This window comes from Streptomyces sp. NPDC048337 (assembly GCF_043201175.1).
GTDB lineage: Bacteria > Actinomycetota > Actinomycetes > Streptomycetales > Streptomycetaceae > Streptomyces.
Map to the genome: position 1 here is coordinate 42573 of NZ_JBICYR010000016.1, position 26251 is coordinate 68823.

25 protein-coding genes are annotated in these 26251 nt (G+C 72.4%); 8 read left to right on the forward strand and 17 right to left on the reverse strand.

Features of this window, described 5'->3' with window-relative positions; translation table 11 throughout:
* Positions 1-11 precede the first annotated feature (11 nt).
* The gene (locus ACGFYU_RS24240; RefSeq protein ID WP_393829412.1) at positions 12-2258 is read right to left on the reverse strand and encodes an MMPL family transporter; all 2247 of its coding nucleotides are present in this window, start codon (positions 2256-2258) and stop codon (positions 12-14) included.
* Between the two features lie 168 nt (positions 2259-2426).
* The gene (locus ACGFYU_RS24245) at positions 2427-2867 is read right to left on the reverse strand and encodes a signal peptidase I (protein WP_393829413.1); all 441 of its coding nucleotides are present in this window, start codon (positions 2865-2867) and stop codon (positions 2427-2429) included.
* A gap of 60 nt (positions 2868-2927) precedes the next feature.
* Between ACGFYU_RS24245 and ACGFYU_RS24250 the strand changes: the two genes are divergently transcribed.
* The 4 genes from ACGFYU_RS24250 (at position 2928) to ACGFYU_RS24265 (ending at position 7088) form a co-directional block, all read left to right on the forward strand.
* Positions 2928-3722 (forward strand): GNAT family N-acetyltransferase, encoded by a 795-nt coding sequence (locus ACGFYU_RS24250; RefSeq protein ID WP_393829528.1) that lies wholly within the window; start codon positions 2928-2930, stop codon positions 3720-3722.
* 60 nt (positions 3723-3782) lie between these two features.
* On the forward strand, positions 3783-4292 hold the full coding sequence (locus tag ACGFYU_RS24255; RefSeq protein ID WP_393829414.1) for a DinB family protein: 510 nt from the start codon (positions 3783-3785) through the stop codon (positions 4290-4292).
* Positions 4293-4401: 109 nt separating this feature from the next.
* A complete protein-coding gene (locus ACGFYU_RS24260) occupies positions 4402-6489 on the forward strand; it encodes a penicillin acylase family protein (RefSeq protein ID WP_393829415.1) in 2088 nt (695 codons plus the stop codon).
* Complete coding sequence (locus tag ACGFYU_RS24265; RefSeq protein WP_393829416.1) at positions 6486-7088, forward strand: GNAT family N-acetyltransferase; 603 nt, start codon at positions 6486-6488, stop codon at positions 7086-7088. The genes ACGFYU_RS24260 and ACGFYU_RS24265 overlap by 4 nt, the downstream gene beginning before the upstream one ends.
* Here ACGFYU_RS24265 and ACGFYU_RS24270 read toward each other — a convergent pair.
* Positions 7054-7851, reverse strand: a complete 798-nt coding sequence (locus tag ACGFYU_RS24270; protein ID WP_393829417.1) for an alpha/beta fold hydrolase — start codon at positions 7849-7851, stop codon at positions 7054-7056. The genes ACGFYU_RS24265 and ACGFYU_RS24270 overlap by 35 nt on opposite strands.
* Before the next feature lie 159 nt (positions 7852-8010).
* On the opposite strand from ACGFYU_RS24270, the gene ACGFYU_RS24275 reads away from it, so the two are divergent.
* Both ACGFYU_RS24275 and ACGFYU_RS24280 read left to right on the forward strand, forming a co-directional pair.
* Positions 8011-8835, forward strand: a complete 825-nt coding sequence (locus ACGFYU_RS24275; RefSeq protein WP_393829418.1) for a Scr1 family TA system antitoxin-like transcriptional regulator — start codon at positions 8011-8013, stop codon at positions 8833-8835.
* Positions 8832-9071: a DUF397 domain-containing protein gene (locus tag ACGFYU_RS24280; protein WP_393829419.1), complete on the forward strand. Its 240-nt coding sequence runs from the start codon at positions 8832-8834 to the stop codon at positions 9069-9071. The genes ACGFYU_RS24275 and ACGFYU_RS24280 overlap by 4 nt, the downstream gene beginning before the upstream one ends.
* Here ACGFYU_RS24280 and ACGFYU_RS24285 read toward each other — a convergent pair.
* From ACGFYU_RS24285 to ACGFYU_RS24340, 12 genes are all read right to left on the reverse strand, one after another.
* Positions 9068-9595, reverse strand: a complete 528-nt coding sequence (locus tag ACGFYU_RS24285) for a hypothetical protein (RefSeq protein WP_393829420.1) — start codon at positions 9593-9595, stop codon at positions 9068-9070. The genes ACGFYU_RS24280 and ACGFYU_RS24285 overlap by 4 nt on opposite strands.
* Positions 9596-9703: 108 nt before the next feature.
* Positions 9704-10171, reverse strand: a complete 468-nt coding sequence (locus tag ACGFYU_RS24290; RefSeq protein ID WP_393829421.1) for a hypothetical protein — start codon at positions 10169-10171, stop codon at positions 9704-9706.
* Between the two features lie 80 nt (positions 10172-10251).
* Positions 10252-11742: an Asp-tRNA(Asn)/Glu-tRNA(Gln) amidotransferase subunit GatB gene (gene gatB, locus ACGFYU_RS24295; protein WP_393829529.1), complete on the reverse strand. Its 1491-nt coding sequence runs from the start codon at positions 11740-11742 to the stop codon at positions 10252-10254.
* A gap of 38 nt (positions 11743-11780) precedes the next feature.
* Entirely contained in the window at positions 11781-12026 is a 246-nt protein-coding gene (locus ACGFYU_RS24300; protein WP_393829422.1) for a hypothetical protein, read from the reverse strand.
* Positions 12023-13522, reverse strand: a complete 1500-nt coding sequence (gene gatA / locus ACGFYU_RS24305) for an Asp-tRNA(Asn)/Glu-tRNA(Gln) amidotransferase subunit GatA (RefSeq protein WP_393829423.1) — start codon at positions 13520-13522, stop codon at positions 12023-12025. Before gatA ends, ACGFYU_RS24300 begins: the two co-directional genes overlap by 4 nt.
* Before the next feature lie 5 nt (positions 13523-13527).
* The gene (gatC, locus tag ACGFYU_RS24310) at positions 13528-13824 is read right to left on the reverse strand and encodes an Asp-tRNA(Asn)/Glu-tRNA(Gln) amidotransferase subunit GatC (protein ID WP_010984178.1); all 297 of its coding nucleotides are present in this window, start codon (positions 13822-13824) and stop codon (positions 13528-13530) included.
* Between the two features lie 287 nt (positions 13825-14111).
* Positions 14112-16292, reverse strand: a complete 2181-nt coding sequence (locus ACGFYU_RS24315; RefSeq protein WP_393829424.1) for a putative bifunctional diguanylate cyclase/phosphodiesterase — start codon at positions 16290-16292, stop codon at positions 14112-14114.
* A gap of 388 nt (positions 16293-16680) precedes the next feature.
* The gene (gene ligA / locus ACGFYU_RS24320) at positions 16681-18882 is read right to left on the reverse strand and encodes an NAD-dependent DNA ligase LigA (RefSeq protein WP_393829425.1); all 2202 of its coding nucleotides are present in this window, start codon (positions 18880-18882) and stop codon (positions 16681-16683) included.
* Between the two features lie 30 nt (positions 18883-18912).
* Positions 18913-19896 (reverse strand): methionine synthase, encoded by a 984-nt coding sequence (locus ACGFYU_RS24325; RefSeq protein WP_393829426.1) that lies wholly within the window; start codon positions 19894-19896, stop codon positions 18913-18915.
* Entirely contained in the window at positions 19893-20582 is a 690-nt protein-coding gene (locus tag ACGFYU_RS24330; protein ID WP_393829427.1) for an SDR family oxidoreductase, read from the reverse strand. Before ACGFYU_RS24330 ends, ACGFYU_RS24325 begins: the two co-directional genes overlap by 4 nt.
* A 95-nt stretch (positions 20583-20677) precedes the next feature.
* The gene (locus ACGFYU_RS24335) at positions 20678-21022 is read right to left on the reverse strand and encodes a DUF1330 domain-containing protein (protein WP_393829428.1); all 345 of its coding nucleotides are present in this window, start codon (positions 21020-21022) and stop codon (positions 20678-20680) included.
* 88 nt (positions 21023-21110) lie between these two features.
* Positions 21111-22100, reverse strand: a complete 990-nt coding sequence (locus tag ACGFYU_RS24340; protein WP_393829429.1) for a GlxA family transcriptional regulator — start codon at positions 22098-22100, stop codon at positions 21111-21113.
* 102 nt (positions 22101-22202) lie between these two features.
* Between ACGFYU_RS24340 and ACGFYU_RS24345 the strand changes: the two genes are divergently transcribed.
* Complete coding sequence (locus tag ACGFYU_RS24345) at positions 22203-23126, forward strand: NADP-dependent oxidoreductase (RefSeq protein WP_393829430.1); 924 nt, start codon at positions 22203-22205, stop codon at positions 23124-23126.
* A 12-nt stretch (positions 23127-23138) separates the two neighbouring features.
* Here ACGFYU_RS24345 and mnmA read toward each other — a convergent pair whose 3' ends face one another.
* Complete coding sequence (mnmA, locus tag ACGFYU_RS24350; protein ID WP_393829431.1) at positions 23139-24278, reverse strand: tRNA 2-thiouridine(34) synthase MnmA; 1140 nt, start codon at positions 24276-24278, stop codon at positions 23139-23141.
* 68 nt (positions 24279-24346) lie between these two features.
* On the opposite strand from mnmA, the gene ACGFYU_RS24355 reads away from it, so the two are divergent.
* Positions 24347-25012, forward strand: coding sequence for an N-acetylmuramoyl-L-alanine amidase (locus ACGFYU_RS24355; protein WP_393829432.1), 666 nt, complete (start codon positions 24347-24349; stop codon positions 25010-25012).
* Here ACGFYU_RS24355 and ACGFYU_RS24360 read toward each other — a convergent pair.
* Positions 25005-26168 carry a cysteine desulfurase family protein gene (locus ACGFYU_RS24360; protein WP_393829433.1) on the reverse strand — a complete coding sequence of 388 codons (1164 nt, stop codon included), beginning with the start codon at positions 26166-26168 and terminating at the stop codon, positions 25005-25007. The two genes, ACGFYU_RS24355 and ACGFYU_RS24360, sit on opposite strands and share 8 nt — an antisense overlap.
* Positions 26169-26251 lie beyond the last annotated feature (83 nt).

Here is a 26251-nt window from a genome sequence, read left to right on the forward strand (position 1 = left end):
CTTACGGCTGGTCAGCGGGACACGGATGCGGATACGGGGTCAGCCGGCTCCGCGGTGTCTCCGCTCGGCCGCTGTGCCGGAAGTTTCGCATGCGGACGGCTCTCGGGGGGCTCGATACTGATCTTGGGGAGCCGTCGGTCGAGCCAGGCGGGCAGCCACCAGTTGGCGCCGCCGAGCATGTGCATGAGGGCCGGGACGAGCAGGGTGCGCAGGACGAAGGCGTCGAGGGCCACGGCGGCGGCGAGCGCGATGCCGAACATCGCGATGATGCGGTCGCCGCTGAGCACGAAGGCGAGGAAGACGGAGATCATGATGACGGCCGCCGAGTTGATGACCCGGCTGGTCTCGGCGAGGCCGACGCGCACGGCCCGCCTGTTGTCGCCGGTCTCCAGCCATTCCTCGTACATCCGGCTGACGAGGAAGACCTGGTAGTCCATCGACAGTCCGAAGAGGACGGACACCATGATCACGGGCAGGAAGGGCTCGATCGGCCCTGCGCTGCCCAGGCCCAGCAGCTCGCTGCCCCAGCCCCACTGGAAGATCGCCACGACCACCCCGAAGGAGGAGGCGACGGCGGCGACGTTCATGGCCGCCGCCTTGAGCGGGATGCCGATCGAGCGGAAGGCCAGCAGCAGGAGCACGCAGCCGAGGGCGATGACCACGCCCACGAACAGCGGCAGCTTGCCGATGATGACCTCGGCGAAGTCGTCGTAGCCGGCGGTCACGCCGCCGACGTGGACCTCCATGGAAGTGCCGTGCGCGGCGCGCGGGATGACGTCCTCGCGGAGCGTGTCGACGAGGTCGCTCGTGGCCCGGGACTGGGGGGCGGAGTCCGGTACGACGGTCAGGATGGCCGTGTCCCCGCTCCGGTTGAAGACGGCCGGTCCGGTGGAGGCGACGCCCTTCGTCGTACGGAGCGCGTCCGCCAGGCGGTCGACGGCGAGACGGTCGCCGGCGCCGTCGAGGCGGGCGACGACGGCGAGCGGGCCGTTCGTGCCGTGCCCGAATCCCTCCGCCAGCAGGTCGTAGGCCTGCCGGGTGGTGGAGGTGGCCGGGTTGTTGCCCTGGTCGGAGGTGCCCAGGTGGAGGGAGAGGGTGGGCAGTGCCAGCACCAGCATGACGGCGGTCGCGAGGAGGCCGAGCAGCTTGGGGTGGCGCTCCACGAAGGCAGACCAGCGGGCGGCGAAGCCGGTGGTCCGCTCGGGCTGGGGCCCCTCGGCGGCGAGCTTGCGGCGCTCGCGGCGGGAGAGGGCGCGCATGCCGATGGCGGAGAGGAGGGCGGGGAGCAGGGTGACCGAGGCGGCGACCGTCAGGACCACGGTCACCGAGGCGGCTATCGCGACACCGTTGAGGAAGTTCAGCCGCAGCACCAGCATGCCGAGCAGCGCTATGCAGACGGTGGCGCCGGCGAAGACGACGGCCCGGCCGGTGGTGGCGACGGCGTTCTCGGCGGCCTCCTCGACCGCGAGTCCCCGGGCGAGGCCCTTGCGGTGCCTGGTGATGATGAACAGCGCGTAGTCGATGCCGACGCCGAGGCCGATGAGGGTGCCGAGCATCGGGGCGAAGTCGGCGACCGGCATCGCGTGCCCGAGCAGGGTGATGCCGAAGTAGGCGGTGCCCACGCTCACCAGGGCGGTCGCGATGGGCAGCAGGCTCGCGGCGAGCGAGCCGAAAGCCAGGAAGAGGACCAGGGCCGCGACGGCGACGCCGATGACCTCGGCGAGGTGGGCGGTGGGCGCCTCGGTCAGGCCGATGGCGCGGCCGCCGAGTTCGACCTGGAGGCCGTCGGTTTCGGTGGCCGGGTTCTTCGCCGCGTCGACGACCGCCTTGGCCTGTGCCTTGGGTACGGAGTCGGCCTGCTTGTCGAAGGTGACCACGGCGTAGGCGGTGCGGCCGTCGGGGCTGATCCGCGCGGCGCTCTCGGGGCCGGGCCCGTAGGGGCCCGCGACCGATCCGACGCCGGGGAGGCGGGCGATGGTGTCCAGCGCCCGGGCCATGCGCTCCTCGACGGCCGGGGTGCGGACGCTCTGATGGGCCGGGGCCCGCCATACGACGGTGTCGGTGTCTCCGCCCTGCCCGTGGAAGCCCTCGCGCAGGAGGCGGGCCGCCTTGCCGGACTCGGTGCCGGGGACCTCGTAGTCGTTGGAGAAGGCCGATCCGGCGGTCGTCGCGGCCGCCGCCGTTCCGCCGAGCGCGAGCAGCCATATCAGTACGGCGAGGAGTCGGTGCCGCATGCACCACCGTGCGATCGCTGCCAACGGACGTGCTCCCTGGTGGTTCGGATCTTTACCGGGAGACAGCCCGCCGCAAAGAACGCACAAAACTCTTGAATTACTCGTGTACACCGCCACGATCTCAGCGTTTCGTGATCGTTGGCCCCTTTCGTGTGCATCGTCACAGGGTGGCGGGGAATGGCGGGACGTTGGTCACCGCGGGGCGTGGACGGAGGGCCGTTCGTCGTCGCGGTCGGCCTCGTCGCGCCCCTCGTGGGCGTCCGGCTCGTCGACCCGGTAGCCCGGTATGGAGGGCCAGCGCACGGTGAGGACCACCGCGTCCTCCTCCGCGTACCAGGAGTGGTCGACTCCGCGGCCCCAGAGCACGTAGTCCCCCTGTTCGGCGAGGACGACGGTCCGCCCCGGGAACTCCAGCCGGAAGCGCCCGCCGATCAGCACCAGCAGGGCGGTGCGCCGCTCGGCGGTCGCCCAGCGCTCACGCTGCTCGCCCTTGGCGTGGACGCCCCACTTGATCTCCACGTCCGCGCTGTGGCGGGGGTCCCCGGGGTCCTTGAAGTGGCCGAGGAGCCAGCCGCGGTCGGCGGCCGCGTCGGGGCCCGCCTTGCCGGTGTAGATGGTGGAGTCGTCGTTCACGGGGTGAGGCTAATGCAGTTGTGGGGCCGGGTCGGACACTGATCAGCTGGCGCGATGACGATGGATCTCGATGACCTCCGCAAGGCCCGGGCCGAATACGACGCCCGGATGCGCCGCGACGCGCAGCCGGACTCCGCCCGGGCCCGGGTGGAGCGCGCGGGCGCGGTCGTACGGCAGACCGCGCCCGAGCTCGGCTGGAACGGGGTGCTCTGGTCGGACCTCGACGAGGGCACGGCTGACGCGGAGATCGCGGCGCAGGTCGCGTACTTCTCGGGCCGCGGGGCGCCGGAGTTCGAGTGGAAGCTCTACGGCCACGACCGCCCGGCGGACCTCGGGGACCGGCTGCGGGCGGCGGGCCTCGTGCCGGAGCCGGCCGAGACGCTGATGGTGGGGTCGGCCGCCGAGCTCGCGCGGCTGCCCCTGGAGCCGCCGGAGGGGATCACCCTGCGGGTGGTGACGGACGAGGCCGGGGTGGACCTGATGATGGACGTCCACGCGCGGGCGTTCGGAACCGAGCGGCCGCGGATCCGCGCGCTGATGGTGGACCTGCTGCGGGAGGAGCCGGAGTCCATCGCGGCGGTCGTGGCGATGGCGGGCGACACCCCGGTGAGCGCGGCGCGGATGGAGATGCGGCCGGGGGCCTCGTTCGCGGGCCTGTGGGGCGGCGGCACGGATCCGCGGTGGCGGGGCCGGGGCATCTACCGGCTGCTGGTCGCCCACCGGGCCCGGATCGCGGCGGAACGCGGCATCCCGTACCTCCAGGTGGACGCGTCGGCGGACAGCCGCCCGATCCTGGAACGGCTGGGCTTCGGGGTGCTGGGCGTGACGGTTCCGTACGTATGGACGGCCGAGTAGGCGCGCGCGCCGGAGCCACAGGCCTTCCCCGGCGTGGGGCCGGCGGGCAGGATCGTCCGCATGGACCGCATCGAACGCATCTCCCCGCCCCTGACCGGCGACGAGCGCGAGACCCTCCGCGCCTACCTCGACTACCACCGGGCCACCCTCGCCTGGAAGTGCGAGGGCCTCACCGACGAGGAGCTGCGCCGCGCCTCGATGCCCCCGTCCACCCTGTCCCTGCTGGGGCTGGTCCGGCACATGGCCGAGGTCGAGCGGCACTGGTTCCGCCGGGTCCTGAACGGCGAGGAGCTCCCGCACCTGTGGTCGGACAGCCACGACTTCCAGGCCGCCTACGACGCCTCCGGCTCCGACCGCGCCGAGGCGTTCGGCGCGTGGGAGGCGGAGCTGGCCCACTCCCGGAGCATCGAGGCCGGCGCCGAGTCCCTCGACGTGACGGCGTTCGTGCCGCGCTGGGAGAAGGAGGCCTCGCTGCGGATGCTGATGCTCCACCTCATACACGAGTACGCCCGCCACAACGGCCACGCCGACTTCCTCCGCGAGGCGATCGACGGGGTCACCGGCGCCTGAGGCACCTCAGGTGCCGGGGTGCCGGGGCCGGGGCCGATCCGGGTGACCACACCTCCCCTATAGTTAGGCCAGCCTAACCTAATGCCGCTTGGGGAAGAGTGTGAGCAGCGTGACCAACGAGAGCAGTGCCCGCGCGACCTACGAGGTCTTCCGCGATCCCTGGGGCATCCCCCACCTGCGCGCCTCCGACGAGCTCACCCTCGCCTACGCCCAGGGCCGCGTCACCGCCTTCGACCGCGCCTGGCAGCTGGAGGTCGAACGGCACCGCGCCCAGGGCTCCAGCGCGGCCTTCCTCGGGGCGGACTCCGTGGCCTGGGACCGGTTCGCCCGCCAGTGCCGGCTCGACGACACCGCCCGCCGCTGCCACGAGGCCCTCGACGCGCGGACGGCCGCCTGGGTCGGCGCGTACGTCGACGGGGTCAACGACGGGCTGGCCGCCGGCGCCGCGCGCGACGAGCGCTTCGCTCGCACCGGGCTGACCCCCACCCCCTGGGATCCGTGGGTTCCGCTCTCGATCTGGACCGCCACGCACGTGCTGTTCGCCGGTTTCGCCACCAAGCTGTGGCGCGAGCGCGTGTCCCGCGCCCTCGGCGACGACGCCGTGACGCTCTTCGCCACCGACGGCCCCGGCACCGCGGGCAGCAACGGCTGGCTGGTGCCGGGCGACCGCACCACCAGCGGCTGCGCGATCATCGCGGGCGACCCGCACCGGTTCATCGAGGACCCGGGCGTCTACCAGCAGATACGTCTCTCCTGCCCGGACTACGACGTCCTCGGCCTGGCCGTCCCCGGCGTCCCCGGCCTCGGCCACTTCGGGCACACCGGCAGCGCCGCCTGGGCCATCACCAACGCGATGGCCGACTACCAGGACCTGTACGCCGAGCGGCTCCGGCCCACGGCCGACGGTACGGGCGTGGAGGCCCTCGGCCCGGAGGGCGCCTGGGAGCCCGTCCACCGGCACACGGAGACGATCGCCGTGGCCGGCGGCGAGGACGTCGAGGTCGAGGTCCTGGAGACCGCCCGCGGCCCGGTGATCGTCCACCCGGACGAAGTCTCCGGCGCCGGGCAGAGTCTCTCCCTCCGTTACCCGCCCCGCGTCCGCGAGGACCTCGGTTTCGCCGTCCTCCCCGCGCTCCTGCGCGCCCGTACCGTCGCCGACATCGACCGCGCGCTCGACGGCTGGGCCGAGCCCGTCAACGTCGTCCACGCCGCCGACTCCGCGGGCGGCCTGCTGCACCGCGTCGCGGGCGCCGTACCGCTGCGCGACGGCGCCAACCGGCTGCGCCCCGTGCCCGCTTGGGACCCCCGCCACGTCTGGCAGGGCGGCTGGGCCGAGACCCCCGCCGAGCCGGTGCAGGGCTTCGCCGTCATGGCGAACGCGCGCGGGATCGCCTCGCCGCTCGGCGTGGAGTTCGCGCCCCCGCACCGCGCCAACCGCATCCGCGAGCTGCTCAGCGGCTCCGCGGACTGGTCCCCGAAGGCGATGGCCGACGTACACGCGGACACGCACCTGGCCTCCGCCGAGCCGCTCCTCGCCCTGCTGCCCGCCTTCGAGGGCCTGACCCCGGCGGCGGAGGCGTTGCGCGCCCGACTGCTGGCCTGGGACCGGCACATGGCGGCCGACAGCGCCGACGCCACCGTGTTCGCGGCCTTCCGGACCGCGACCGTACGCCGTTTCGCCGCCGACCCCGTCTTCGCGGACCTGGCCGGCGCCCCCACCGGCCCGGAGGTGTTCCACCCCTGGCTGTACCTGGTCCCGCGGATCGGCTACGCCCTCGAAGGCCTGCTCGGCACGACCCTCCTCCCCGCCCTCGACCGGACGGCCCACGTCCGCGCCGCCCTGGAGGAGACGGCCGCGGCCGGCGCCCCCGACACCCCTTGGGCGGAGGTCCACCGGCTCGCCCCCTGGTCGGCGCTCCCCGACCCGCAGGCCGAGTGGCCCGGCCTCGGCGGCGACCACGACTGCGTGAACGCCACCTCCTCCGTCCCCGGTTTCACCGACCTCACCGCCCGCGCATCGGCGGCCCGTTACGTGTGGGACCTCGCCCGCCGCGAGGACAGCCTGTGGGCGGTCCCGCTGGGCGCGGACGGCGTCACCGGCACCCCCCACCACCGCGACCAGCTCCCCCTGTGGGCGCGCTGCGAACTCGTCCCCGTCGTCACCGACTGGGCCCGCCTCACCAAGGAATCGATATGAGCTCGACCCGACAGCCCGTGTACACGCACCTCGTCGAGGGCTTCGGCACGGTCACCATCACCCCCGTCGACCCGGCCGCCGACTCCGCGCTGATCCACGGCTGGGTCACGCAGGAGCGGGCCCGCTTCTGGGGCATGGGCGAGGCCAGCCGCGAGCTGGTCCGGGAGATCTACGAGGACGTCGACCGCCGCACCACGCACCACGCGTTCATCGTGGCCCGCGAGGGGGTGCCGGTCGCGCTGTTCCAGACGTACGACTGCGCCGAGGACCGGGTCAGCGAGTGCTACGAGGTCCAGCCCGGGGACACGGGCGTGCACCTGCTGATCAGTCCGGGCGAGGGGGCCCCCGAACGCGGTTTCAGCGCGGGGCTGATGACGGCCTTCCTCGCCTTCCTCTTCTCCGACCCCGCCACCCGGCGCATCGTCGCCGAGCCGGACGCCCGCAACGACAAGGCCATCGCCCGCCTGGAGCGGACCGGTTTCGCGGTGGGGCCGGAGATCGAACTCCCGGAGATCGACCTGCCCGAGGTCTACCTCCCGGCCAAGAAGGCCCGCCTCTGCTTCCTCAGCGCACCGGCGCCTCAGCCAGAAAACCGGTGACCAGCGCGGCCCATTCGGCCGGGCGCTCGGCGAACGGGAGGTGCCCGGTGGGCAGTTCCGCGAGCCGTGCGCCCGGCAGCGCGTCCGCCAGTTCCCGCTGGAGGACGAGCGGCACGAGGAGGTCCTCGGTGGTCGCGATGACGAGGGCCGGTACGGAGACCCCCGCGGCCTCCGCGCGCAGGTCGGCCCCCTTGATCAGGTCGACGTGGTCCCCCGCGCCCGGCGGAATCGAAGCGGCGGTAGCCCGCACCACCTCCTCGGCCTGCTCGGGGGTCAGCCCTTCCAGCACCGCCGGGTTCACCGCCAGCGGCACGAGCAGCCGGGCGAGGAGCTCGTTCTCCCCACGCGCCGCCAGCCCCGACCACAGGTCGCCGACCAGCTTCAGCCGGTTCCCGGCGCGGACGAAGGTGGCGGTGAGCACGAGCGCGGTCACCCGCTCGGGGTACCGGGCGGCGATCCGCAGCGCGACGTTCCCCCCGAGGGAGTACCCGAGCACGGCGAACGTCTCCAGCCCCTCGGCATCGGCGGCGGCCACCAGCTGGTCGGCCAGCTCGTCGAGCTCCAGCGGCTCTTCGGACTTCGGCGTGCCCCCTGTCCCGGGGTAGTCGACGCCGACGACGCTGTGCCCGGCGGCGAGTTCGTCGAGGATCGCCCCGTAGTTGCTCTCGATGGCGCCGCCTCCCCCGTGGGCCAGCAGCAGTCCGGGGCCGCCGCTCTCCTTGCGGACGGTGCGGGCGTAGGGGGTGGTCGTGATGACGGACATGGAAGTCCCCTTCGGCATTTCCGTAGTGGTCGTTACGTATTGAACGATACACAGATTCCCTAACGATCGCTACAGAAATAACCCGTACAAGGATTCTGTACGGGTGGTGTACGTGCGGTTCGCGAGTCAGGGACGCCACAAGAGGGGAAAGTGTCCGGCATGCCCCAACGCAACAGGCCCCAGCGCAACGGCTCTTGGAAGATCGTCGGCGTCCTGCTGGCCCATCAGCGCAGGCGCGCCCTGCTCACCCAGGAGCAACTGGCCGAACTGGCCCACTGCGACGTCGAGTCCATCGCCTCGGCGGAACAGGGCCGCCGGCCCTTGTCCGTGAAGATGGCCGTGGTCCTCGAAAACCACCTCGACGCGAAGGGAGCGCTGCGCGAGGCGGCGGAGGCGATCCCCCGCCGCGAGCGGTATCCGGCGTTCGCCCGCGACTACATGGAGCACGAGGAGGAGGCGCTCAGCCTGCTCTGGTACGAGAACACTGCCATCCCCGGCCTGCTCCAGACCCCTGAGTACGCGGCAGCGGTCTTCTCCAACTTCTACCCACCGCTACCCGCCGACCAGATCACCCAGCAGACCGAGGATCGCCTGGCTCGCCAGAGCCTTTTCCAGCGCAAGCCCCAGCCGCCGGTGATGCACTTCATCATCGAGCAGCATCTACTGGAGCGCCCCATCGGCGGCATGGACGTCCTCCGCGGACAGCTGCGCCATCTGCGAGAGATGGCAGAACTCCCGTTCGTGGGAATCCAGATCATCCGGACCGACCGCGAGACCCACGCGGGCCTCAACGGCCCCATGATCCTGCTGGAGACCCCCGACCACGACCAACTCGCCTACCTGGAGGGCCAGCACGTCAGCTTCCTCCAGGACGACCCCGACGAGGTCCATCTCCTCCATCTCAAATATGGGATGCTGCGTTCGCAGGCGCTGTCGATCGAGGACAGCAAGCGCCTGCTGGACGACCTGCTAGGAGAGTCATGACACACCAACTGGCCTGGTTCAAGTCGAGCTACAGCGGCGATGCGGGCGGTGCCTGCCTCGAAGTCGCCTACAACTGGCGGAAGTCGAGCTACAGCGGCAGCCAAGGCGGCGAGTGCGTCGAGGTGGCCACCCACCCCGCCGCCGTCCACGTCCGCGACTCCAAGGTGACCGACGGCCCCGTCCTGACGGTCGCCCCCACCACCTGGGCGGCCTTCGTCGGCAGCGCCACCCGCTAGTCGGACGACACCCCGAGGTCCGCGCGCATGGCCGCGCGCATCTCCCGCAGCAGGTCCCAGATCTCCTGCTGGGCCCGGGAGACCGTCTCCATCGTCTCACCCGCCTCGGGGTCGTCCCGCTCCAGGCGTTTGACCTGCCCGTAGACCAGGTTCAGGGCGTGGTTGGCGGCGGTCGCCGCGTCGAGCACCCCGTCGGGGGCGATCATCTGCGCCTCGGAGTACGTGTCCCGGTGCGCGGCCTTCGCCGCGTCGAGCTCCTCCCGGTCCGTGTCCTCGACGCCGCGCTCCCGCAGGGCGTGCAGGTGCCGGTTGAGGGCGGTGGTGAACTGCCGGGAGTCGCGGTTGAGGGCCGTGTAGCAGTCGCGCCGCAGGGCCAGGTTCTCCCGTACCTCCTCGTGCGCGCGCACGAGTTCTATCTCCCGCCGCTTGGTCCGCTCCGCGCCCCGCTGCGTCATCAGCGCCCCGCCGAGCGTCCCCGCCACACCCACGACGGCGATGACCATCGCCCCGATCTCCACGCGCATGCTCCGTGTACCTCATCGGCCCCGCGCCCACCGCGCGCGACCCCCCACCGCCCAGTCTGCCGGGCCCACCTCGCGCCCTGGGATACGGCGGCCTCTCGGGAGCAGCACTCATCGGCAGCTCCCCGCCTCCGCCGTCACCGACAGCAGGTCCGTTCCCTCCTCCCACGGCCCGATCCGTTCCTTGGGCCGGATGGTCATGCAGTAAGCGGCGCCACCTGGGCCCGGGGTGAGCTCGAAATGGTCCGCGTCCGTCTCCCCCACGGACCGCTTCTCGATGCGCAGACCGCCGCGCGGCCCCACGCCGGACGCCTTGATCGCCTGGTCGATCAGCTCTCCGTACCGCGGATAGGTGGCGGGCCGGTGCGCTGTGCCGTCCAGCGTGTGGACGGCTCTTTCCACGGCGTCGCGCACCTCCCCCTCGCTCCAGGACTCGCTCGCGTGGAAGTACCACATCGCCGCTCCCGCGAAAGTGAGAAGGCCGATGACCAGGGCAGGGGGCAGGTTCCTGCGGCGGCCCGGAAAGTAGCCCCACGTGAAACGGGGCCCGGCCGGCTCTTCCTCACGGCTTCCTGTCATGTCCGCACCTTAACGGGGACGCCAGATGGCCCCGCCCCGGATATCCGGGGCGGGGCCATCTGGCGTGTGCGTGCGCGCGGTTACTCGGAGACGCCGAGCTTCTCCAGGATGAGCTCCTTGACGCGCGCCGCGTCGGCCTGGCCGCGCGTGGTCTTCATGACCGCGCCGACCAGCGCGCCGACGGCGGCGATCTTGCCGCCGCGGATCTTGTCGGCGATGGCCGCGTTGCCGGCGATGGCCTCGTCCACGGCCGCGCCGAGCGCGCCCTCGTCCGAGACGACCTTCAGGCCGCGCTTCTCGACGACCTCGTCCGGGGTGCCCTCGCCGGCGAGGACGCCTTCGAGGACCTTGCGGGCCAGCTTGTCGTTGAGCGAACCGTCCGCGACCAGGGCAGCCACCCGGGCCACCTGGGCCGGGGTGATCGGCAGCTCGTCGACGGAGACGCCCTGCTCGTTGGCGTTGCGGGCCAGCTCACCCATCCACCACTTGCGGGCGGCGGTCGAGTCGGCACCCGCCTCGATCGTGGCGACGATGGAGTCCACCGCGCCCGCGTTGAGGATCGACTGCATGTCGTGCTCGCCCACGCCCCACTCCTCGCGGAGCCGGTTGCGGCGCACGCGCGGCATCTCGGGGAGGCCGGCGCGCAGCTCCTCGACCCAGTCGCGGGCCGGGGCCACGGGGACCAGGTCGGGCTCCGGGAAGTACCGGTAGTCCTCGGCGTTGTCCTTGATGCGGCCGGCCGTGGTGGAGCCGTCCTCCTCGTGGAAGTGCCGGGTCTCCTGCACGATCGAGCCGCCCGACGAGAGCACCGCCGCGTGGCGCTGGATCTCGAAGCGGGCCGCGCGCTCGACGGAGCGCAGCGAGTTGACGTTCTTCGTCTCCGAGCGGGTGCCGAATTCCTTCGTACCGTTCGGGCGCAGCGACAGGTTCACGTCGCAGCGCATCTGGCCCTTGTCCATGCGGGCCTCGGAGACGCCGAGCGCCTTGATGACCTCGCGCAGCTCGGCCACGTACGCCTTGGCGACCTCGGGGGCGCGCTCGCCCGCGCCCTCGATCGGCTTGGTGACGATCTCGATGAGAGGGATGCCGGCGCGGTTGTAGTCCAGCAGGGAGTGGGACGCGCCGTGGATACGGCCGGTGGCGCCGCCGACGTGCAGCGACTTGCCGGTGTCCTCCTCCATGTGGGCGCGCTCGATCTCCACGCGGAAGACCTCGCCGTCCTCCAGCTGGACGTCGAGGAAGCCGTTGAAGGCGATCGGCTCGTCGTACTGGGAGGTCTGGAAGTTCTTCGGCATGTCCGGATAGAAGTAGTTCTTCCGGGCGAAGCGGCACCACTCGGCGATCTCGCAGTTCAGCGCGAGGCCGATCTTGACGGCGGACTCGACGCCGATCGCGTTGACGACCGGCAGGGAGCCGGGCAGACCGAGGCAGGTCGGGCAGGTCTGCGAGTTGGGCTCGGCGCCCAGCTCGGTGGAACAGCCGCAGAACATCTTGGTCTTGGTGCCGAGCTCGACATGGACCTCAAGGCCCATGACGGGGTCGTACGAGGCGAGAGCGTCCTCGTACGACATCAGTTCGGTGTAGGTGCTCACGGTGAAACTTTTCCCTCTCAGCCCAGCAGGACGTCGTCGTCGCCCAGGCGCTTCAGCTCGCGGTACAGGATCGCGAGGCCGGTGACGATGGCGGCGGCGGACACGACGGCGTCGACCAGCTTCAGCGTGTCGTGCTCGCTGCGGGCCTTCTTGGCCTGCTTGATCACGCTGATGGCGCCGAAGGCGGTGGTGCCGATCGACAGGTAGGTACCGGACTTGGACTTCTTGAAGCCCTTGGCCTTGGACAGTGCACTGGAACTCACAGCGACGGAGCCTCCTCGAGCAGCGGGTGTCCCCAGCGCGCGACGAAGGCGGCCTCGACGGCCGCGCCGACCTTGTACAGGCGGTCGTCCTTCATCGCCGGGGCAATGATCTGCAGGCCGACCGGCAGGCCGTCCTCGGGCGCCAGGCCGCACGGGAGCGACATGGCGGAGTTCCCGGCCAGGTTGGTCGGGATGGTGCACAGGTCCGCGAGGTACATGGCGAGGGGGTCGTCGGTGCGCTCGCCGATGGGGAAGGCGGTGGTCGGGGTCGTCGGGGAGACGATCACGTCGACCTGCTCGAAGGACTTCTCGAAGTCCTGCGAGATGAGCGTGCGGACCTTCTGGGCGGAGCCGTAGTACGCGTCGTAGTAGCCGGAGCTGAGCGCGTACGTGCCGAGGATGATGCGGCGCTTGACCTCGTCGCCGAAGCCGGCTTCGCGGGTCAGGGCGGTGACGTCCTCGGCGGACTTGGTGCCGTCGTCGCCGACGCGCAGGCCGTAGCGCATGGCGTCGAAGCGGGCCAGGTTCGAGGAGCACTCGGACGGCGCGATCAGGTAGTAGGCGGCCATCGCGAGGTCGAAGGACGGGCAGTCCAGCTCGACGATCTCGGCACCGAGCTCCTTGAGCAGCTCGACGGACTCGTCGAAGCGCTGCACGACGCCGGCCTGGTAGCCCTCGCCGCGGAACTGCTTGACGACGCCGACGCGCATGCCGGCGACGGAGCCGTTGCGGGCGGCCTCGACGACCGGCGGGACCGGGGCGTCGATGGAGGTGGAGTCCAGCGGGTCGTGGCCGGCGATGACCTCGTGGAGGAGGGCCGCGTCCAGGACCGTACGGGCGCACGGGCCGCCCTGGTCGAGGGAGGAGGAGAAGGCGACCATGCCGTAGCGGGAGACGCCGCCGTAGGTGGGCTTGACGCCGACGGTGCCGGTGACGGCGGCGGGCTGGCGGATGGAGCCTCCGGTGTCCGTGCCGATGGCGAGGGGCGCCTGGAAGGCGGCCAGCGCGGCCGCGGAGCCGCCGCCGGAACCGCCGGGGATCCGGGTGAGGTCCCAGGGGTTGCCGGTGGGGCCGTAGGCGCTGTTCTCCGTCGAAGACCCCATGGCGAACTCGTCCATGTTGGTCTTGCCGAGGATGACGACGTCGGCTTCCTTGAGCTTGCGCGTCAGGGTGGCGTCGTACGGCGGGATCCAGCCTTCGAGGATCTTCGAACCGACGGTGGTCGGAACCCCGACGGTGGTGAAGATGTCCTTGAGGGCGAGCGGCACGCCGGCCAGCGGGCCGAGCTTCTCGCCGCGCTCGCGCTTGGCGTCGACGGCCGCGGCCTGGGCGAGGGCGCCCTCGCGGTCGACGTGCAGGAAGGCGTGGACCTTCTCGTCGGTCGCGTCGATGCGGGCCAGGTGGGCCTCGGTGACCTGGACGGCCGTGAGCTCGCCGGAGGCGATCTTCTCGGCGGTCTCGGCGGCCGTGAGCTTGATGATGTGGGTGTCAGCCATGGTTGTTAGTCCTCCCCCAGGATCTGCGGCACCTTGAAACGCTGCTGCTCCTGGGCGGGAGCGCCGGAGAGCGCCTGCTCGGGGGTGAGCGAAGGACGGACCTCGTCCGCGCGCATGACGTTCGTCAGGGGCAGCGGGTGGGAGGTCGGCGGTACGTCTTGGTCGGCGACCTCGGATACGCGGGCGACCGCGCCGATGATGTCGTCGAGCTGTCCGGCGAAGTGGTCCAGCTCTTCGGCCTTGAGTTCCAGACGTGCCAGCCGAGCGAGGTGGGCGACCTCCTCGCGCGTGATGCCAGGCATGCAGCGATCCTCTGGGGGTGGTGAGTGTGTAGGTTTCGGGCCCAATCCTATGGGGCCCGCCCCCTGACCCGCTAAACGGTTAGCGGGGGCCGCTGCGCGGATGCCGGTCCGGGGGCCGGGCGCGGGACCGCTGCGCGGGGCTTCCCGGGCTCCGCCCGGACCCGCGCCTCAAACGCCGGCGGGGCTGGATTGGGCCCCTGCCGTCCGCTTGGTGCGGCGCTCACGTTCTGGCCAGGGCCGGCAATTACGGCGCGGCACCATTCAGCCGGGCCCGCGCACCGACGGAGTCAGACGGCGTCGGCTTCGGCGGCTGCGAGCTCCGCCGAGATGTCCGCCGGGCGGCGCCAACCCCGTTCGCCGCGGGCCAGCAGCCAGGCCGTCGCCTCCTGCGGCGGCATCGCGGCCGCGACCAGCCAGCCCTGGACCGCGTCGCAGCCCAGGTCCCGGAGGCGTTCCCAGGTCTCGTCGTCCTCCACGCCCTCCGCCACCACCAGCAGGCCCAGGGAGTGGGCCAGGTCCACCGTGCAGCGGACGATCTCCGCGTCCTGGGTGTCGACGGCGAGCCGGCCCACGAACGACCGGTCGATCTTCAGCTCGCTGACCGGCAGGCGGCGCAGGTGCACCAGCGAGGAGTACCCCGTACCGAAGTCGTCCAGCGACATCTTCACGCCGTGGCCCGTCAGGCCGGCCATGGTGTCGGCCGCCCGCTGCGGGTCCTCCAGCAGCACGTGTTCCGTTATCTCCAGCTGGAGCCCGCTCGCCGGAACCCCGTGCCGGGCCAGCCTGGCGGCCACCGCGCCCGCGAAGCCCGGGGTGTGGACGTCGCGCGGCGAGACGTTGACGGCGACCGGCACCTTCAGGCCCTGGGCGCGCCAGCGGGCGACCTGGGCGAGGGCCGTCTCCAGGACGTACTCCGTGAGGTGCGGCATCAGGCCGGAGGTTTCCGCGATGGCGATGAACTCGTCCGGCGGGACCCGGCCGCGCTCCGGGTGCACCCAGCGGACCAGGGCCTCCAGCCCCGCCACCTGCCCGTCGAAGCGGACCTTCGGCTGGTAGTGGAGTTCCACCTCGCCCGCGTCGAGGGCCCGGCGGAGGTCGCCGAGGAGGCCGAGCCGGTCGGGCGTGTTGCTGTCCCGCTTGGATTCGTAGACCTCGACCCCCGTGCGGTCCCGCTTCGCCTGGTACATCGCGACGTCGGCCCGGCGCAGCAGCCCCTCCGCGTCCAGCGCGTGGTCGGGGAAGACGGCGAGGCCGGCGCTGGCCTCCAGGACGAGCGTGAGGCCGTCCAGGTCCAGCGGCGAGCTGAGCTCGGCGACCAGGTGCCGGGCGATCCGCTGGGCGCTGGTGGTGGAGTCGGTCGTCGGGAGCAGGACGGCGAACTCGTCGCCGCCGAGCCGGGCCGCCTCGGCGTCCTCGGGCAGGGCCTGGCGCAGCCGCTCGGCGATCTGGAGGAGGAGGCGGTCGCCCGCCAGGTGGCCCAGCGTGTCGTTGACCGCGCGGAAGCGGTCCAGGTCGATCAACACAAGAGCTGCCCGGGTGCCCAAACGTTCAGCCTCGTCCAGGGCGGACCAGGCCCGCTCCAGCAGCCACTGCCGGTTCGGCAGCCCGGTCAGCGGGTCCCGCAGCTGTTCCTCGGCGCGCGCCCGGGCGATCCACAGGGTGGAGTCCAGCGCGATCAGCGGTACGGCGAACAGCGGCAGCAGCACCGGCTGGGTGACCGCGACGGCGCAGATGAGCGGGGCGATGCCGAGCAGCGCCACGGCCACCAGGGCCTGGCGGACCAGGGCCGTACGGGCGGCGGTGGGCAGGCCGCCGCCGCGCGGGGCCAGCGCGAGCCACAGCAGGACGCGGGTGACGAGCAGGTAGGCGACGGCGACGAGGATGACCTCGGGGACCGCGTCCAGGCCCCAGGTGGTGGGCTTCCAGGGGGTCTCGACGGACGGCGCCTCGCCGAAGGCGGCCAGTACGAGGGCCCCCGCGCCGATGCCGAGGACGTCCACGGAGCCGTGCAGCAGCCCCTGCCGCCAGCGGTGCCGGCGCGCGGCCCCGACCAGGGAGACCACCGCCAGGGAGACGAGCCCGGCGGGCACCCACCCGTAGAGGATGAGCACGCCGAGGGTGAGGGCGGCGCCCGATCCGGTGCCGCCCCACCAGCGGTCGCGGCCCAGCGCGACGAGATGGCCGACGATGATGCCGGTGAGCAGGGCCAGCGCCCAGCCCACCGAACCGCCGGGGAACAGGGCATGACGGCCGGTCAGCGCGGACACCACACCGGCCGCGAGCACCACGACGGAGAGGCCCACGAGGGCGAGCGCGAGCACGCCCCGGCGCCCGGGTCCGCCGTCACCGAGGTCGAGCGGTCGGGTCTCCGGTGTCCTGGACCCCAGGACACCGAGCCGGCCCGCCCGCATGGACGGGAGTTCCCCGCCGAATTCAGGTGACGGGTCGGCGCTTTCGGTGGGTTTCATGCCCGTCCCTCTCACAGCCGGCGATGCCGATGTCACGCAATGGCCCTGACGTCATGCCATCACGGCTGGAATCGCGTCCGGCAGCCGTGCACGACAGGCGCACCCCTCAACAGTAGGACGCGGGAGGCTCCCAGGGGCAGCGGTCGGCGGTGGTTGCCCGAATGCGACCCAGCCATCCTCATCAGTACGGTATCCGCCGAACGGGTGAGTTTGGACCAGGACCCCCCGGTCACCCATCCGATGATCCGACAGGTCACCGCCCTGCGACCAGCCTTGTACCGGCCGTTTACCACCGGTGGACGCGCCTGGCGTGCGCCCGCCCGTACGGCCGCACGCCACGCATCCGTTCGCCTTCGCTACTCCCCCGAGGCGATTGCCTACTGATGTCCTACTGCCCTTCGCCCTCGCCGTCCACCGGGAGCGCGACTTCCCGCGCCGCGTCCGGGCCCTGCTCCAGCAGTACCTCGAAACCGGCGTCGTCGAGGATGGAGAGCTTCAACTGCACGGCCTTGTCGTACTTCGAGCCCGGGTTGTCGCCGACCACGACGAACGAGGTCTTCTTCGACACGGAGCCGGTGACCTTGGCCCCGCGGCTCTGCAGGGCCTCCTTCGCGCCGTCCCGCGTGTGGCTCTGCAAAGTGCCGGTGACGACGACGGTCAGCCCCTCCAGCGGGCGCGGCCCCTCCTCCTCGGCGGAACCTTCCTCCTCCATCCGGACTCCGGCCGCACGCCACTTGCGCAGGATCTCCTGGTGCCAGTCGACGGCGAACCACTCCTTGAGGGACGCCGCGATGATGGCGCCCACGCCGTCGGTGGCGGTCAGCTCCTCCTCGGTGGCCTGCTCGATGCGCTCGATCGACCGGAACTCGCGGGCGAGCGCCTCCGCGGCGACCGGGCCGACATGACGGATCGACAGGCCGTTGATGATGCGGGCGAGCGGGCGCTCCTTGGCGGCCGCGATGTTCTCCAGCATCGCCAGCGCGTTCTTCTTCGGCTCGCCCTTCTGGTTGGCGAAGACCGTGACGATCTTCTCCTCGCCGGTCTTCGGGTCCCGCTTGGGCAGCCCGCTGTCCGGGTCGAGGACGTACGCCTTGATGGGCAGCAGCTGCTCGATGGTGAGGTCGAAGAGGTCGCCCTCGTCGAGGAGCGGAGGCTGGGCCGGTTCCAGCGGGCTGGTCAGCGCGGCCGCCGCCACCATGCCGAAGTTCTCGATGTCCAGGCTCTGCCGACCACCCAGGTAGAAGAGGCGCTCGCGCAGCTGGGCCGGGCAGGTCTGCCCGTTGGGACACCGGACGTCGATGTCCCCCTCCTTCATCGGCCGCAGCTCCGTACCGCACTCGGGGCAGACGGCCGGCATCACGAACTCCCGCTCGCTGCCGTCCCGCAGGTCCACCACCGGGCCGAGGATCTCGGGGATGACGTCGCCCGCCTTGCGCAGCACGACGGTGTCCCCGATGAGCACGCCCTTGGCCTTGACGACCTCCTGGTTGTGCAGGGTCGCGAACTCGACCTCCGAGCCGGCCACCGTCACCGGCTCGACCTGCGCGTACGGGGTCACGCGCCCGGTGCGGCCGACGCCGACCTTGATGTCGATCAGCTTGGTGTTGACCTCTTCGGGGGCGTACTTCCAGGCGATGGCCCAGCGCGGGGCTCGGGCGGTGGAGCCGAGGCGGCCCTGGAGGGCGATCTCGTCGAGCTTGACGACCACGCCGTCGATCTCGTGCTCCACGGAGTGCCGGTTCTCTCCGAAGAAGGAGATGAACTCGCGCACCTCGGCGAGCGAGGAGACCACCTTGTTGTGCTGGGCCGTGGGCAGACCCCACTCGCGCAGGAGCTCGTACGCCTGCGACTGGCGCTCGATCTCGAAGCCCTCGCGGGCGCCGATGCCGTGCACCACCATGTGCAGCGGCCGGGTGGCGGTGACCTTCGGGTCCTTCTGGCGCAGTGAACCGGCGGCCGCGTTGCGCGGGTTGGCGAAGGGCTTGCCCTCGGCCTCGACGAGCCGGGCGTTGAGCTCCTCGAACTTCTCCATCGGGAAGTAGACCTCGCCGCGGATCTCGACGAGGGCCGGGACCCGGTCGCCCCGCAGGCGGTCCGGGATCTCGGCGATGGTGCGGACGTTGGGCGTGATGTCCTCGCCGGTGCGGCCGTCGCCGCGGGTGGCGGCGCGGGTGAGGCGGCCGTTCTCGTAGGTGAGGTTGACGGCGAGGCCGTCCACCTTCAGCTCGCAGAGGAAGTGGTGGTCGGCGGTGCCGGTGTCCCGGGCCACCCGCTCGGCCCAGGCCGCCAGTTCCTCGTCGTCGAAGGCGTTGTCGAGGGAGAGCATCCGCTCGCGGTGCTCCACGGAGGCGAAGTCCGTCTCGTACGCCCCGGCCACCTTCTGGGTGGGCGAGTCGGGCGTGCGCAGCTCCGGATACTCCTCCTCCAGCGCCTCCAGCGAGCGCAGCAGCTTGTCGAACTCGGCATCGCTGACGACCGGCTGGTCGTTCACGTAGTACCGGAAGCGGTGCTCCTCGACCTGCTCGGCCAGCAGCTGGTGCTGCTCACGCACCGCCGTCGGTACTGCCGTGTCCTTCTGTTCGGCTGCCATGCCGTGTCCTCCCGTGGCCCGTCTCGACCGTCACTCAGGGTTGTCGGCGAGCGACCTCGCCGCCCTGACGCAATGCGCCTGCACCGCGCGGGCGTAGGCGGGTGAAGCGCCCGCCAGACCGCACGACGGAGTGACCACCACGGACTCCGCCAGAGTCCCCGGGGCCAGCCCCAGCCTGCGCCAAAGCTTCCTGACACCCATGACGCTACCGGCAGGGTCTGACAACGGGCCGTCGGTCCCCGGCACCACTCCGGCGAAGAGTTTCGTACCGCTTTCGACGGCCTCCCCGATGGCGTCATCCTCGCGCTCGGTGAGCAGGGAGAAATCGAACGACACGCCCGCGGCGCCGGCTCGCCGCAGCAGGCCGAAGGGGACCTCGGGCGCGCAGGAGTGCACGATCACGTCCCCCTCGTGGACGGCGAACAGCTCCCGCAGCGTCCCTTCGACGACCTGCCGGTCGACGGCCCGGTACGTCCGGTAGCCGCTCGCGGACCGCACCCGCCCGAGCAGCACCGCGGTCAGCGAGGGCTCGTCGAACTGGAGGACGATCTCGGCGCCGGGGATGCGCTTGCGCACGTCGGCCAGGTGCCCGCGCAGCCCCTCGGCGAGCGATCCGGCCAGGTCGCGGCAGGCGCCCGCGTCCTGGAGCATGGCCTCGCCGCCGTGCAGTTCGAGGGCGGCGGCCAGGGTCCAGGGCCCGACGGCCTGGACCTTCAGCTTCCCCTCGTACCCCTGGGTGAACTCCTCCAGGGCGTCGAGGTCCTCGCCGAGCCAGGAGCGGGCGCGTCGGCTGTCCCGCCCGGGCCGGTCGCTCACGCGCCATCCGCTGGGCTCGACGTGCGCGTACATGTCGACGAGCAGCCCGAGGGAGCGGCCGACCATGTCCGCGCCGGGCCCGCGGGCGGGCAGCTCGGCGAGGTACGGGAACTCCTCGAAGGAGCCGGTGACGGTCTTGGCGGCCTCGCGGGCGTCGCCGCCGGGGAGTGATCCGACGCCGGTGGCGCTCGCGGTCATCGGCCGGGCCTGACGCTCAGGTCGTTGACCTCGGCGTCGCGGGGCAGGTCGACGGCCATGACGATCGTGGTCGCGACGGACTCGGGGTCGATCCAGTCGGCGGGGTCGTAGTCCTTGCCCTCCTGCGAGTGCACCTTCGCCTGCATGGGGCTGGCGGTGCGCCCGGGGTACACGGAGGTGACCCTGATCCCGTTCCCCTTCTCCTCCGCGCGCAGCGAGTCGGCGAGGGCCTTCAGCCCGTGCTTGGAGGCGGCGTAGGCGCTCCAGTCGGCGTGGGCGGTGAGGCCGGCGCCGGAGTTCACGAAGACGACGGTCGCGCGCGAGGCCCGCAGGGTGGGCAGCAGCAGCCGGGTGACCTCGGCGGGGGCGATCAGGTTCACGTTGAGCTGCTGGTGCCAGGTCTTGGGTCGCAGCTCCCCGACCGGTCCGAGGTCCACGATCCCGGCGATGTGCAGCAGGGAGTCGATGCGCTCGGGGATGGCCTGCTTGGAGAAGGCCCACGACAGCCGGTCGGGATCGGCGAGGTCGCCCACGAGGGCCCGCGCGCCGGGGTACCGCTCGACGAGCTGCTTGCCCCGAGCGGCGTCCCGGGCGAGGAGGACGAGGTCGTCGCCACGTGCGTGCAGTCGGGCCGCGACGGCGGCCCCGATGCCGGACCCGGCACCGGTGATCAGGTGAGTAGCCATACCGCCCATGCTCGCACCCCACCCGGTCCCCCCGTCCCGGCCGCCCCACATCCGGGGCCCTCGACGGGGGCCGGGCGGCGGCCGGGGCGGCCGTGTCAGAGCCCCGCGGCCTCGCGGAGGGTGGCGGCCGTTTGCTTGGCGTCGTAGTAGGGCGGGACGCCCTCGACGAGGATGACCTCACCCTGGATGTGGGCGGTGCGCAGGGGGAGGAGGGCCTGGTAGGCGGGCGAGTCGTACCAGGCGCGGGCCCGGTCGATGTCCGGGAAGCCGATGACGACGACCGTGCCGGGCCAGGGGCCCTCCTTGACCTCCACCTCCCGGCCGTGGACGAGGAAGCGGCCGCCGAAGGGGTCCATCGTGGACTGGATCTCCTCGATGTAGCGGAGGACGTCCTCGTTCATCGTGTCGGGGCGGATGTGGCCGATGGCGTACGCGGTCATGGTGATATCCCCCTTCAACCGGCCCGGCGGATCGGGCCGTTGATCAGATCCTGCCAGGCGACCGGCTCGGGGGCGATGACCCCCGGCGTCATGCCGGGGCCGGGCTCTGCGGCTGCTGCGGCTGCGGCTGGAAGGTGCGGCGGTAGGCGATCGGGGAGACGCCGAGGGTGGTGCGCATGTGCTGGCGCAGTGAGCCCGCGGAGCCGAAGCCGGAGCGGTGGGCGACGAGGTCGACCGGCAGGTCGCTGGACTCCAGCAAGTGGCGGGCGATTTCGAGGCGTTGGATGGTGAGCCACTGCACGGGGGTCATGCCGACCTCGTCGCGGAAGCGGCGGGTGAAGGTGCGCAGGCTCATCCGGGCGTGGGCGGCGAGTTCCGCGAGGGTGATCGGCTCGGCGAGGCGTTCCAGGGCCCAGGCGCGGGTGGCGGTGGTGGTGGCGACCGTGGGCTCGGGGACCGGGCGGTCGATGTACTGGGCCTGGCCGCCGTCCCGCCACGGCGGGACCACGCACAGCCGCGCGGCGCGGTTGGCGACGGCCGAGCCGTGGTCCTGGCGGATCATGTAGAGGCAGAGGTCGACCCCGGCGGCCACGCCCGCCGAGGTGAGGATGTCGCCGTCGTCGACGAAGAGGACCTCGTCGTCGAGTCGGACGCGCGGGAAGCCGCGCTGGAACACGGGGGCGTGCACCCAGTGCGTGGTGGCCGGCCGGCCGTCGAGCAGCCCCGCGGCGGCGAGGACGTACGAGCCGGTGCAGAGGGAGACGAGCCGGGTGCCGGGCCGGATGCCGGCGAGCGCGTCCGCCAGCGCCCGCGGCAGGGGCGCGCCCTGGGCGAGCTCGTCCATGGCGTGCGTGGGCGTGATGATCACCGTATCGGCCGCGGCGAGGGCTTCGGGGCCCGCCGAGACGCCGACCGTGAAGCCCGCGTCACTGGTCACGGGCTGTCCGTCCGCGGTGCAGACCGTCAGCTCGTAGAGCGGGTTCCCGGCCTCGTCGCGGGCGTTTCCGAAGACCCGGGAGGGGATTCCGAGCTCGAACGGGGGGACGCCTTCGAGGGCGAGTACGGCAATCCGGTGCATGGCCAGATCCTGACACATGGTGGCCGTCTGGCCAATACCACGCCCTCGCTCCGAGGCCGAGGCTGGTAGCCGTACAGCAGCGCCGACCTGAGGAGAAACACCATGCGCGCCATCGTCGTCAGCCAGTGGGGCGGGCCCGAGGTACTGACCGAGACCGAGATCGAGAAGCCCGAGCCGGGCATGGGCGAGGTCCTGGTACGCGTCCACGCGGCCGGGGTGAACCCCGTCGACTGGAAGACCCGGGCGAGCGGCGCCCTCATCCCCTGGGGCCCGGTCCCGGCCGTCGGGTGGGACGTGTCCGGCACGGTCGAGGCCGTCGGCCCGGGCGTGACGATGTTCCGGCCGGGCGACGAGGTCTTCGGCATGCCGCGCTTCCCGGTCCAGGCGGGCGGCTACGCCGAGTACGTCACGGCCCCGGCCCGGCACTTCACCCGCAAGCCCGACGCCCTCGGCCACGTCGAGGCGGCGGCGCTCCCGCTGGCCGCGCTCACCGCCTGGCAGGCGCTGACGGACACCGCCGGGCTCCGGCCGGGGCAGCGGGTGCTCGTCCACGCGGCGGCCGGCGGCGTCGGACACTTCGCCGTCCAGATCGCCAAGGCCCTCGGCGCGTACGTGATCGGCACGGCCAGCGCCGCCAAGCACGACCTCCTGCGCTCGCTCGGCGCCGACGAGCTGATCGACTACCGGACGACGGCCTTCGAGGACGCGGTGGCGGACGTGGACGTGGTGATCGACGCCATCGGCGGCGACTACGGCGCGCGCTCCCTGAAGGTGCTCCGCCCCGGCGGACACCTGATCACCCTCAACGGCCCCGACGAGGTGCCGGCCGAAGCGGAGGGCTTCCGCACCGGCTGGACCCTCGTCGAGACGGACCACGCGGGCCTGAGGGCCATCGCCACCCTCGTGGAGGAGGGCAGGCTCCGGCCGGTGGTCGACACGGTGCTGCCGCTGGCGCAGGCCGCGAAGGCCCACGAGCTCGGCGAGCAGGGCCGCACCACCGGCAAGATCGTCCTGACGGTCGTCTAGGCGGCCGAGCGGCTAGGCGGTGGCCGCCGCAGCGGCCCGGGTCGTCGTCGCGATCGTCGCGGAGCCGACCACGCGGGTGCCGTCGTAGAGGACGATCGCCTGGCCGGGGGCCACGCCGCGGACCGGCTCGGTGAAGGAGACGCGCAGCTCGCCGTCGACCAGCTCGGCGAAGACCTCGGTCTCGCCGCCGTGGGCGCGCAGCTGGGCGGTGTAGGTGCCCGGGGCGGCGGCCGTGGAGCCGCACCAGCGGGGGCGGATCGCGGTGAGGGCGGTGACGTCGAGGGCCTCGACGGGGCCGACGGTGACGGTGTTGTTCACCGGCGAGATGTCGAGGACGTAGCGCGGCTTGCCGTCGGGAGCGGGGTGGCCGATGCGCAGGCCCTTGCGCTGGCCGATGGTGAAGCCGAAGGCGCCGTCGTGGGTGCCGACCTTCTCGCCGGTCGCCTCGTCGACGATGTCGCCCTCGGCCTTGCCCAGGCGGTTCGCGAGAAAGCCCTGGGTGTCGCCGTCGGCGATGAAGCAGATGTCGTGGCTGTCGGGCTTCTTCGCCACGGCCAGGCCGCGCCGCTCGGCCTCGGCGCGGATCTCGTCCTTGGTGGTGAGGGTGTCACCGAGCGGGAAGAGGGCGTGGGCGAGCTGCTTCTCGTCGAGGACGCCGAGGACGTACGACTGGTCCTTGGCCATGTCCGAGGCGCGGTGCAGCTCGCGGGTGCCGTCCTCGTTCAGGACGACGGTGGCGTAGTGGCCGGTGCAGACGGCGTCGAAGCCGAGGGCGAGGGCCTTGTCGAGCAGCGCCGCGAACTTGATCTTCTCGTTGCAGCGCAGGCAGGGGTTCGGGGTGCGCCCGGCCTCGTACTCGGAGATGAAGTCCTCGACCACGTCCTCGCGGAAGCGCTCGGCGAGGTCCCAGACGTAGAAGGGGATGCCGATGACGTCGGCGGCGCGGCGGGCGTCTCGGGAGTCCTCGATGGTGCAGCAGCCGCGCGCGCCGGTCCGGAAGGACTGCGGGTTCGCGGAGAGCGCGAGGTGGACGCCGGTCACGTCGTGCCCGGCTTCGACCGCGCGGGCGGCGGCGACGGCGGAGTCCACGCCGCCGGACATGGCGGCCAGGACGCGAAGGGGGCGGGCGGTGCGCGGCAGGTTCTCAGTCATAGCGCCTTCCAGAGTACGGGGAACCGCGCGGGGTCACAGCGCGTTATCGGCTGTGGGGGGTGGATCACATGGCGAGCAAGGGGAAGCAGGCGAAGAAGCGGCCGGGGAGGACGCGCAGGGCCGTGCTGTTCGGCGGGCTCGGGATCTTCACGGTGGCGGCGATCGCCGGCCGGGACGAGATCGGCCGGGCCTGGTGGCTGGTGCCGGGGGTGTCCAAGCCGCGCAAGGAGGGCGAGCTCGACCACGCGGGCGCGAGCTGGACGGCGGCCTCGCCGGCGAACTGGCGGCTGGCGGACCGGCCGGACGACTACCGCGTGGACCGGATCGTGATCCATGTGACGCAGGGCGGCTTCGAGTCGTCGGTGGACGCCTTCAAGAACCCGTGGCACAGGGCGTCGGCGCACTACATAGTCCGCCAGGACGGCCACATCGAGCAGATGGTGCGCGAGCTGGACGTGGCCTTCCACTCGGGCAACCGCTCAATGAACGAGCGCAGCGTCGGCATCGAGCACGTGGGGTACGTGGACCGGCCGCAGGACTTCACGGACGCGATGTACGCGGCGTCGGCCCGACTGGCGGCGGATGTCTGCCGGAGGTACGGCATACCCGTGGACCGCAAGCACATCCTCGGGCACTCCGAGGTGCCGGGCGCCGACCACACGGATCCGGGCCGCCACTGGGACTGGGACCGGTACGTCCGCCTGGTCGGCGAGGCGCTGGCCGCCGCTAGCTGAGGCCTGCCGTGCGGGCGCGTTCCACCGCCGGGCCGATGACCGCGGCGAGGGCCGCGATGTCCTCCTTGGTGGAGGTGTGGCCGAGGGAGAAGCGGAGGGTGCCGCGGGCCAGCTTGGGGTCGGTGCCGGCGGCCAGGAGCACGTGGCTCGGCTGGGCCACGCCGGCGGTGCAGGCGGAGCCGGTGGAGCACTCGATGCCCTGGGCGTCCAGCAGGAGGAGCAGGGAGTCGCCCTCGCAGCCGGGGAAGCTGAAGTGGGCGTTGGCCGGGAGCCGGTCGACGGGGTCTCCCCCGAGGACGGCGTCGGGCACGGCCGCGAGGACGGCGGCGACCAGCTCGTCGCGCAGGGCGCCGATCTCGGCGGCGAAGCGTTCGCGCCGCTCGGCGGCGAGGGTGGCGGCCACCGCGAAGGCGGCGATGGCCGGGACGTCGAGGGTTCCGGAGCGGACGTGCCGCTCCTGGCCGCCGCCGTGCAGTACGGGGACGGGGGTCTGGTCGCGGCCGAGGAGCAGGGCGCCGATGCCGTACGGGCCGCCGACCTTGTGGCCGCTGACCGTCATGGCGGCGAGGCCGCTGTCGGCGAAGCCGACGTCGAGCTGGCCGAAGGCCTGGACGGCGTCGGAGTGGAGCGGGATCCCGTGTTCGGCGGCGATGGCGGCAAGGGCGCGGACCGGCATGACGGTGCCGATCTCGTTGTTGGCCCACATGACGGTGGCGAGCGCGATGTCGTCCGGGTTGCGCTCGACGGCCTCGCGGAAGGCCTCGGCGTGCACGCGGCCGTACCGGTCCACGGGCAGGTAGTCGACCTGGGCGCCCTCGTGTTCGGCGAGCCAGTGGACCGCGTCCAGTACGGCGTGGTGTTCGACGGGGCTGGCGAGGACGCGGGTCCGGGCGGGGTCGGCGTCGCGCCGGGCCCAGTAGAGGCCCTTGACGGCGAGGTTGTCGGCCTCCGTGCCGCCGGCGGTGAAGACCACCTCGCTCGGGCGGGCCCCGATCGCCTCGGCGAAGGCCTCGCGGGCCTCCTCGACGGTGCGGCGGGCGCGGCGGCCGGCGGCGTGGAGGGAGGAGGCGTTTCCGGTGGCGGCGAACTGCGCGGTCATCGCCGCGGCGGCCTCCGGCAGCATCGGGGTGGTGGCGGCGTGATCGAGGTAGGCCATGATCCCCCGATTCTACGAGTCCCCCGCGGGCGCGGCCGACCCCTCCGCTCCGCGGGGGTCAGGGGACTCCCGGACCCCCGCGC

Coding starts and splice junctions, on each gene's coding strand:
- ACGFYU_RS24250 (WP_393829528.1), top strand. CDS start 2,928: ATGGATCTCGATGACCTCCGCAAGGCCCGGGCCGAATACGACGCCCGG.
- ACGFYU_RS24255 (WP_393829414.1), top strand. CDS start 3,783: ATGGACCGCATCGAACGCATCTCCCCGCCCCTGACCGGCGACGAGCGC.
- ACGFYU_RS24265 (WP_393829416.1), top strand. CDS start 6,486: ATGAGCTCGACCCGACAGCCCGTGTACACGCACCTCGTCGAGGGCTTC.
- ACGFYU_RS24270 (WP_393829417.1), bottom strand. CDS start 7,851: ATGTCCGTCATCACGACCACCCCCTACGCCCGCACCGTCCGCAAGGAG.
- ACGFYU_RS24275 (WP_393829418.1), top strand. CDS start 8,011: ATGCCCCAACGCAACAGGCCCCAGCGCAACGGCTCTTGGAAGATCGTC.
- ACGFYU_RS24280 (WP_393829419.1), top strand. CDS start 8,832: ATGACACACCAACTGGCCTGGTTCAAGTCGAGCTACAGCGGCGATGCG.
- ACGFYU_RS24285 (WP_393829420.1), bottom strand. CDS start 9,595: ATGCGCGTGGAGATCGGGGCGATGGTCATCGCCGTCGTGGGTGTGGCG.
- ACGFYU_RS24290 (WP_393829421.1), bottom strand. CDS start 10,171: ATGACAGGAAGCCGTGAGGAAGAGCCGGCCGGGCCCCGTTTCACGTGG.
- gatB (WP_393829529.1), bottom strand. CDS start 11,742: ATGTCGTACGAGGACGCTCTCGCCTCGTACGACCCCGTCATGGGCCTT.
- gatA (WP_393829423.1), bottom strand. CDS start 13,522: ATGGCTGACACCCACATCATCAAGCTCACGGCCGCCGAGACCGCCGAG.
- gatC (WP_010984178.1), bottom strand. CDS start 13,824: ATGCCTGGCATCACGCGCGAGGAGGTCGCCCACCTCGCTCGGCTGGCA.
- ACGFYU_RS24315 (WP_393829424.1), bottom strand. CDS start 16,292: ATGAAACCCACCGAAAGCGCCGACCCGTCACCTGAATTCGGCGGGGAA.
- ligA (WP_393829425.1), bottom strand. CDS start 18,882: ATGGCAGCCGAACAGAAGGACACGGCAGTACCGACGGCGGTGCGTGAG.
- ACGFYU_RS24325 (WP_393829426.1), bottom strand. CDS start 19,896: ATGACCGCGAGCGCCACCGGCGTCGGATCACTCCCCGGCGGCGACGCC.
- ACGFYU_RS24330 (WP_393829427.1), bottom strand. CDS start 20,582: ATGGCTACTCACCTGATCACCGGTGCCGGGTCCGGCATCGGGGCCGCC.
- ACGFYU_RS24335 (WP_393829428.1), bottom strand. CDS start 21,022: ATGACCGCGTACGCCATCGGCCACATCCGCCCCGACACGATGAACGAG.
- ACGFYU_RS24340 (WP_393829429.1), bottom strand. CDS start 22,100: ATGCACCGGATTGCCGTACTCGCCCTCGAAGGCGTCCCCCCGTTCGAG.
- ACGFYU_RS24345 (WP_393829430.1), top strand. CDS start 22,203: ATGCGCGCCATCGTCGTCAGCCAGTGGGGCGGGCCCGAGGTACTGACC.
- mnmA (WP_393829431.1), bottom strand. CDS start 24,278: ATGACTGAGAACCTGCCGCGCACCGCCCGCCCCCTTCGCGTCCTGGCC.
- ACGFYU_RS24355 (WP_393829432.1), top strand. CDS start 24,347: ATGGCGAGCAAGGGGAAGCAGGCGAAGAAGCGGCCGGGGAGGACGCGC.
- ACGFYU_RS24360 (WP_393829433.1), bottom strand. CDS start 26,168: ATGGCCTACCTCGATCACGCCGCCACCACCCCGATGCTGCCGGAGGCC.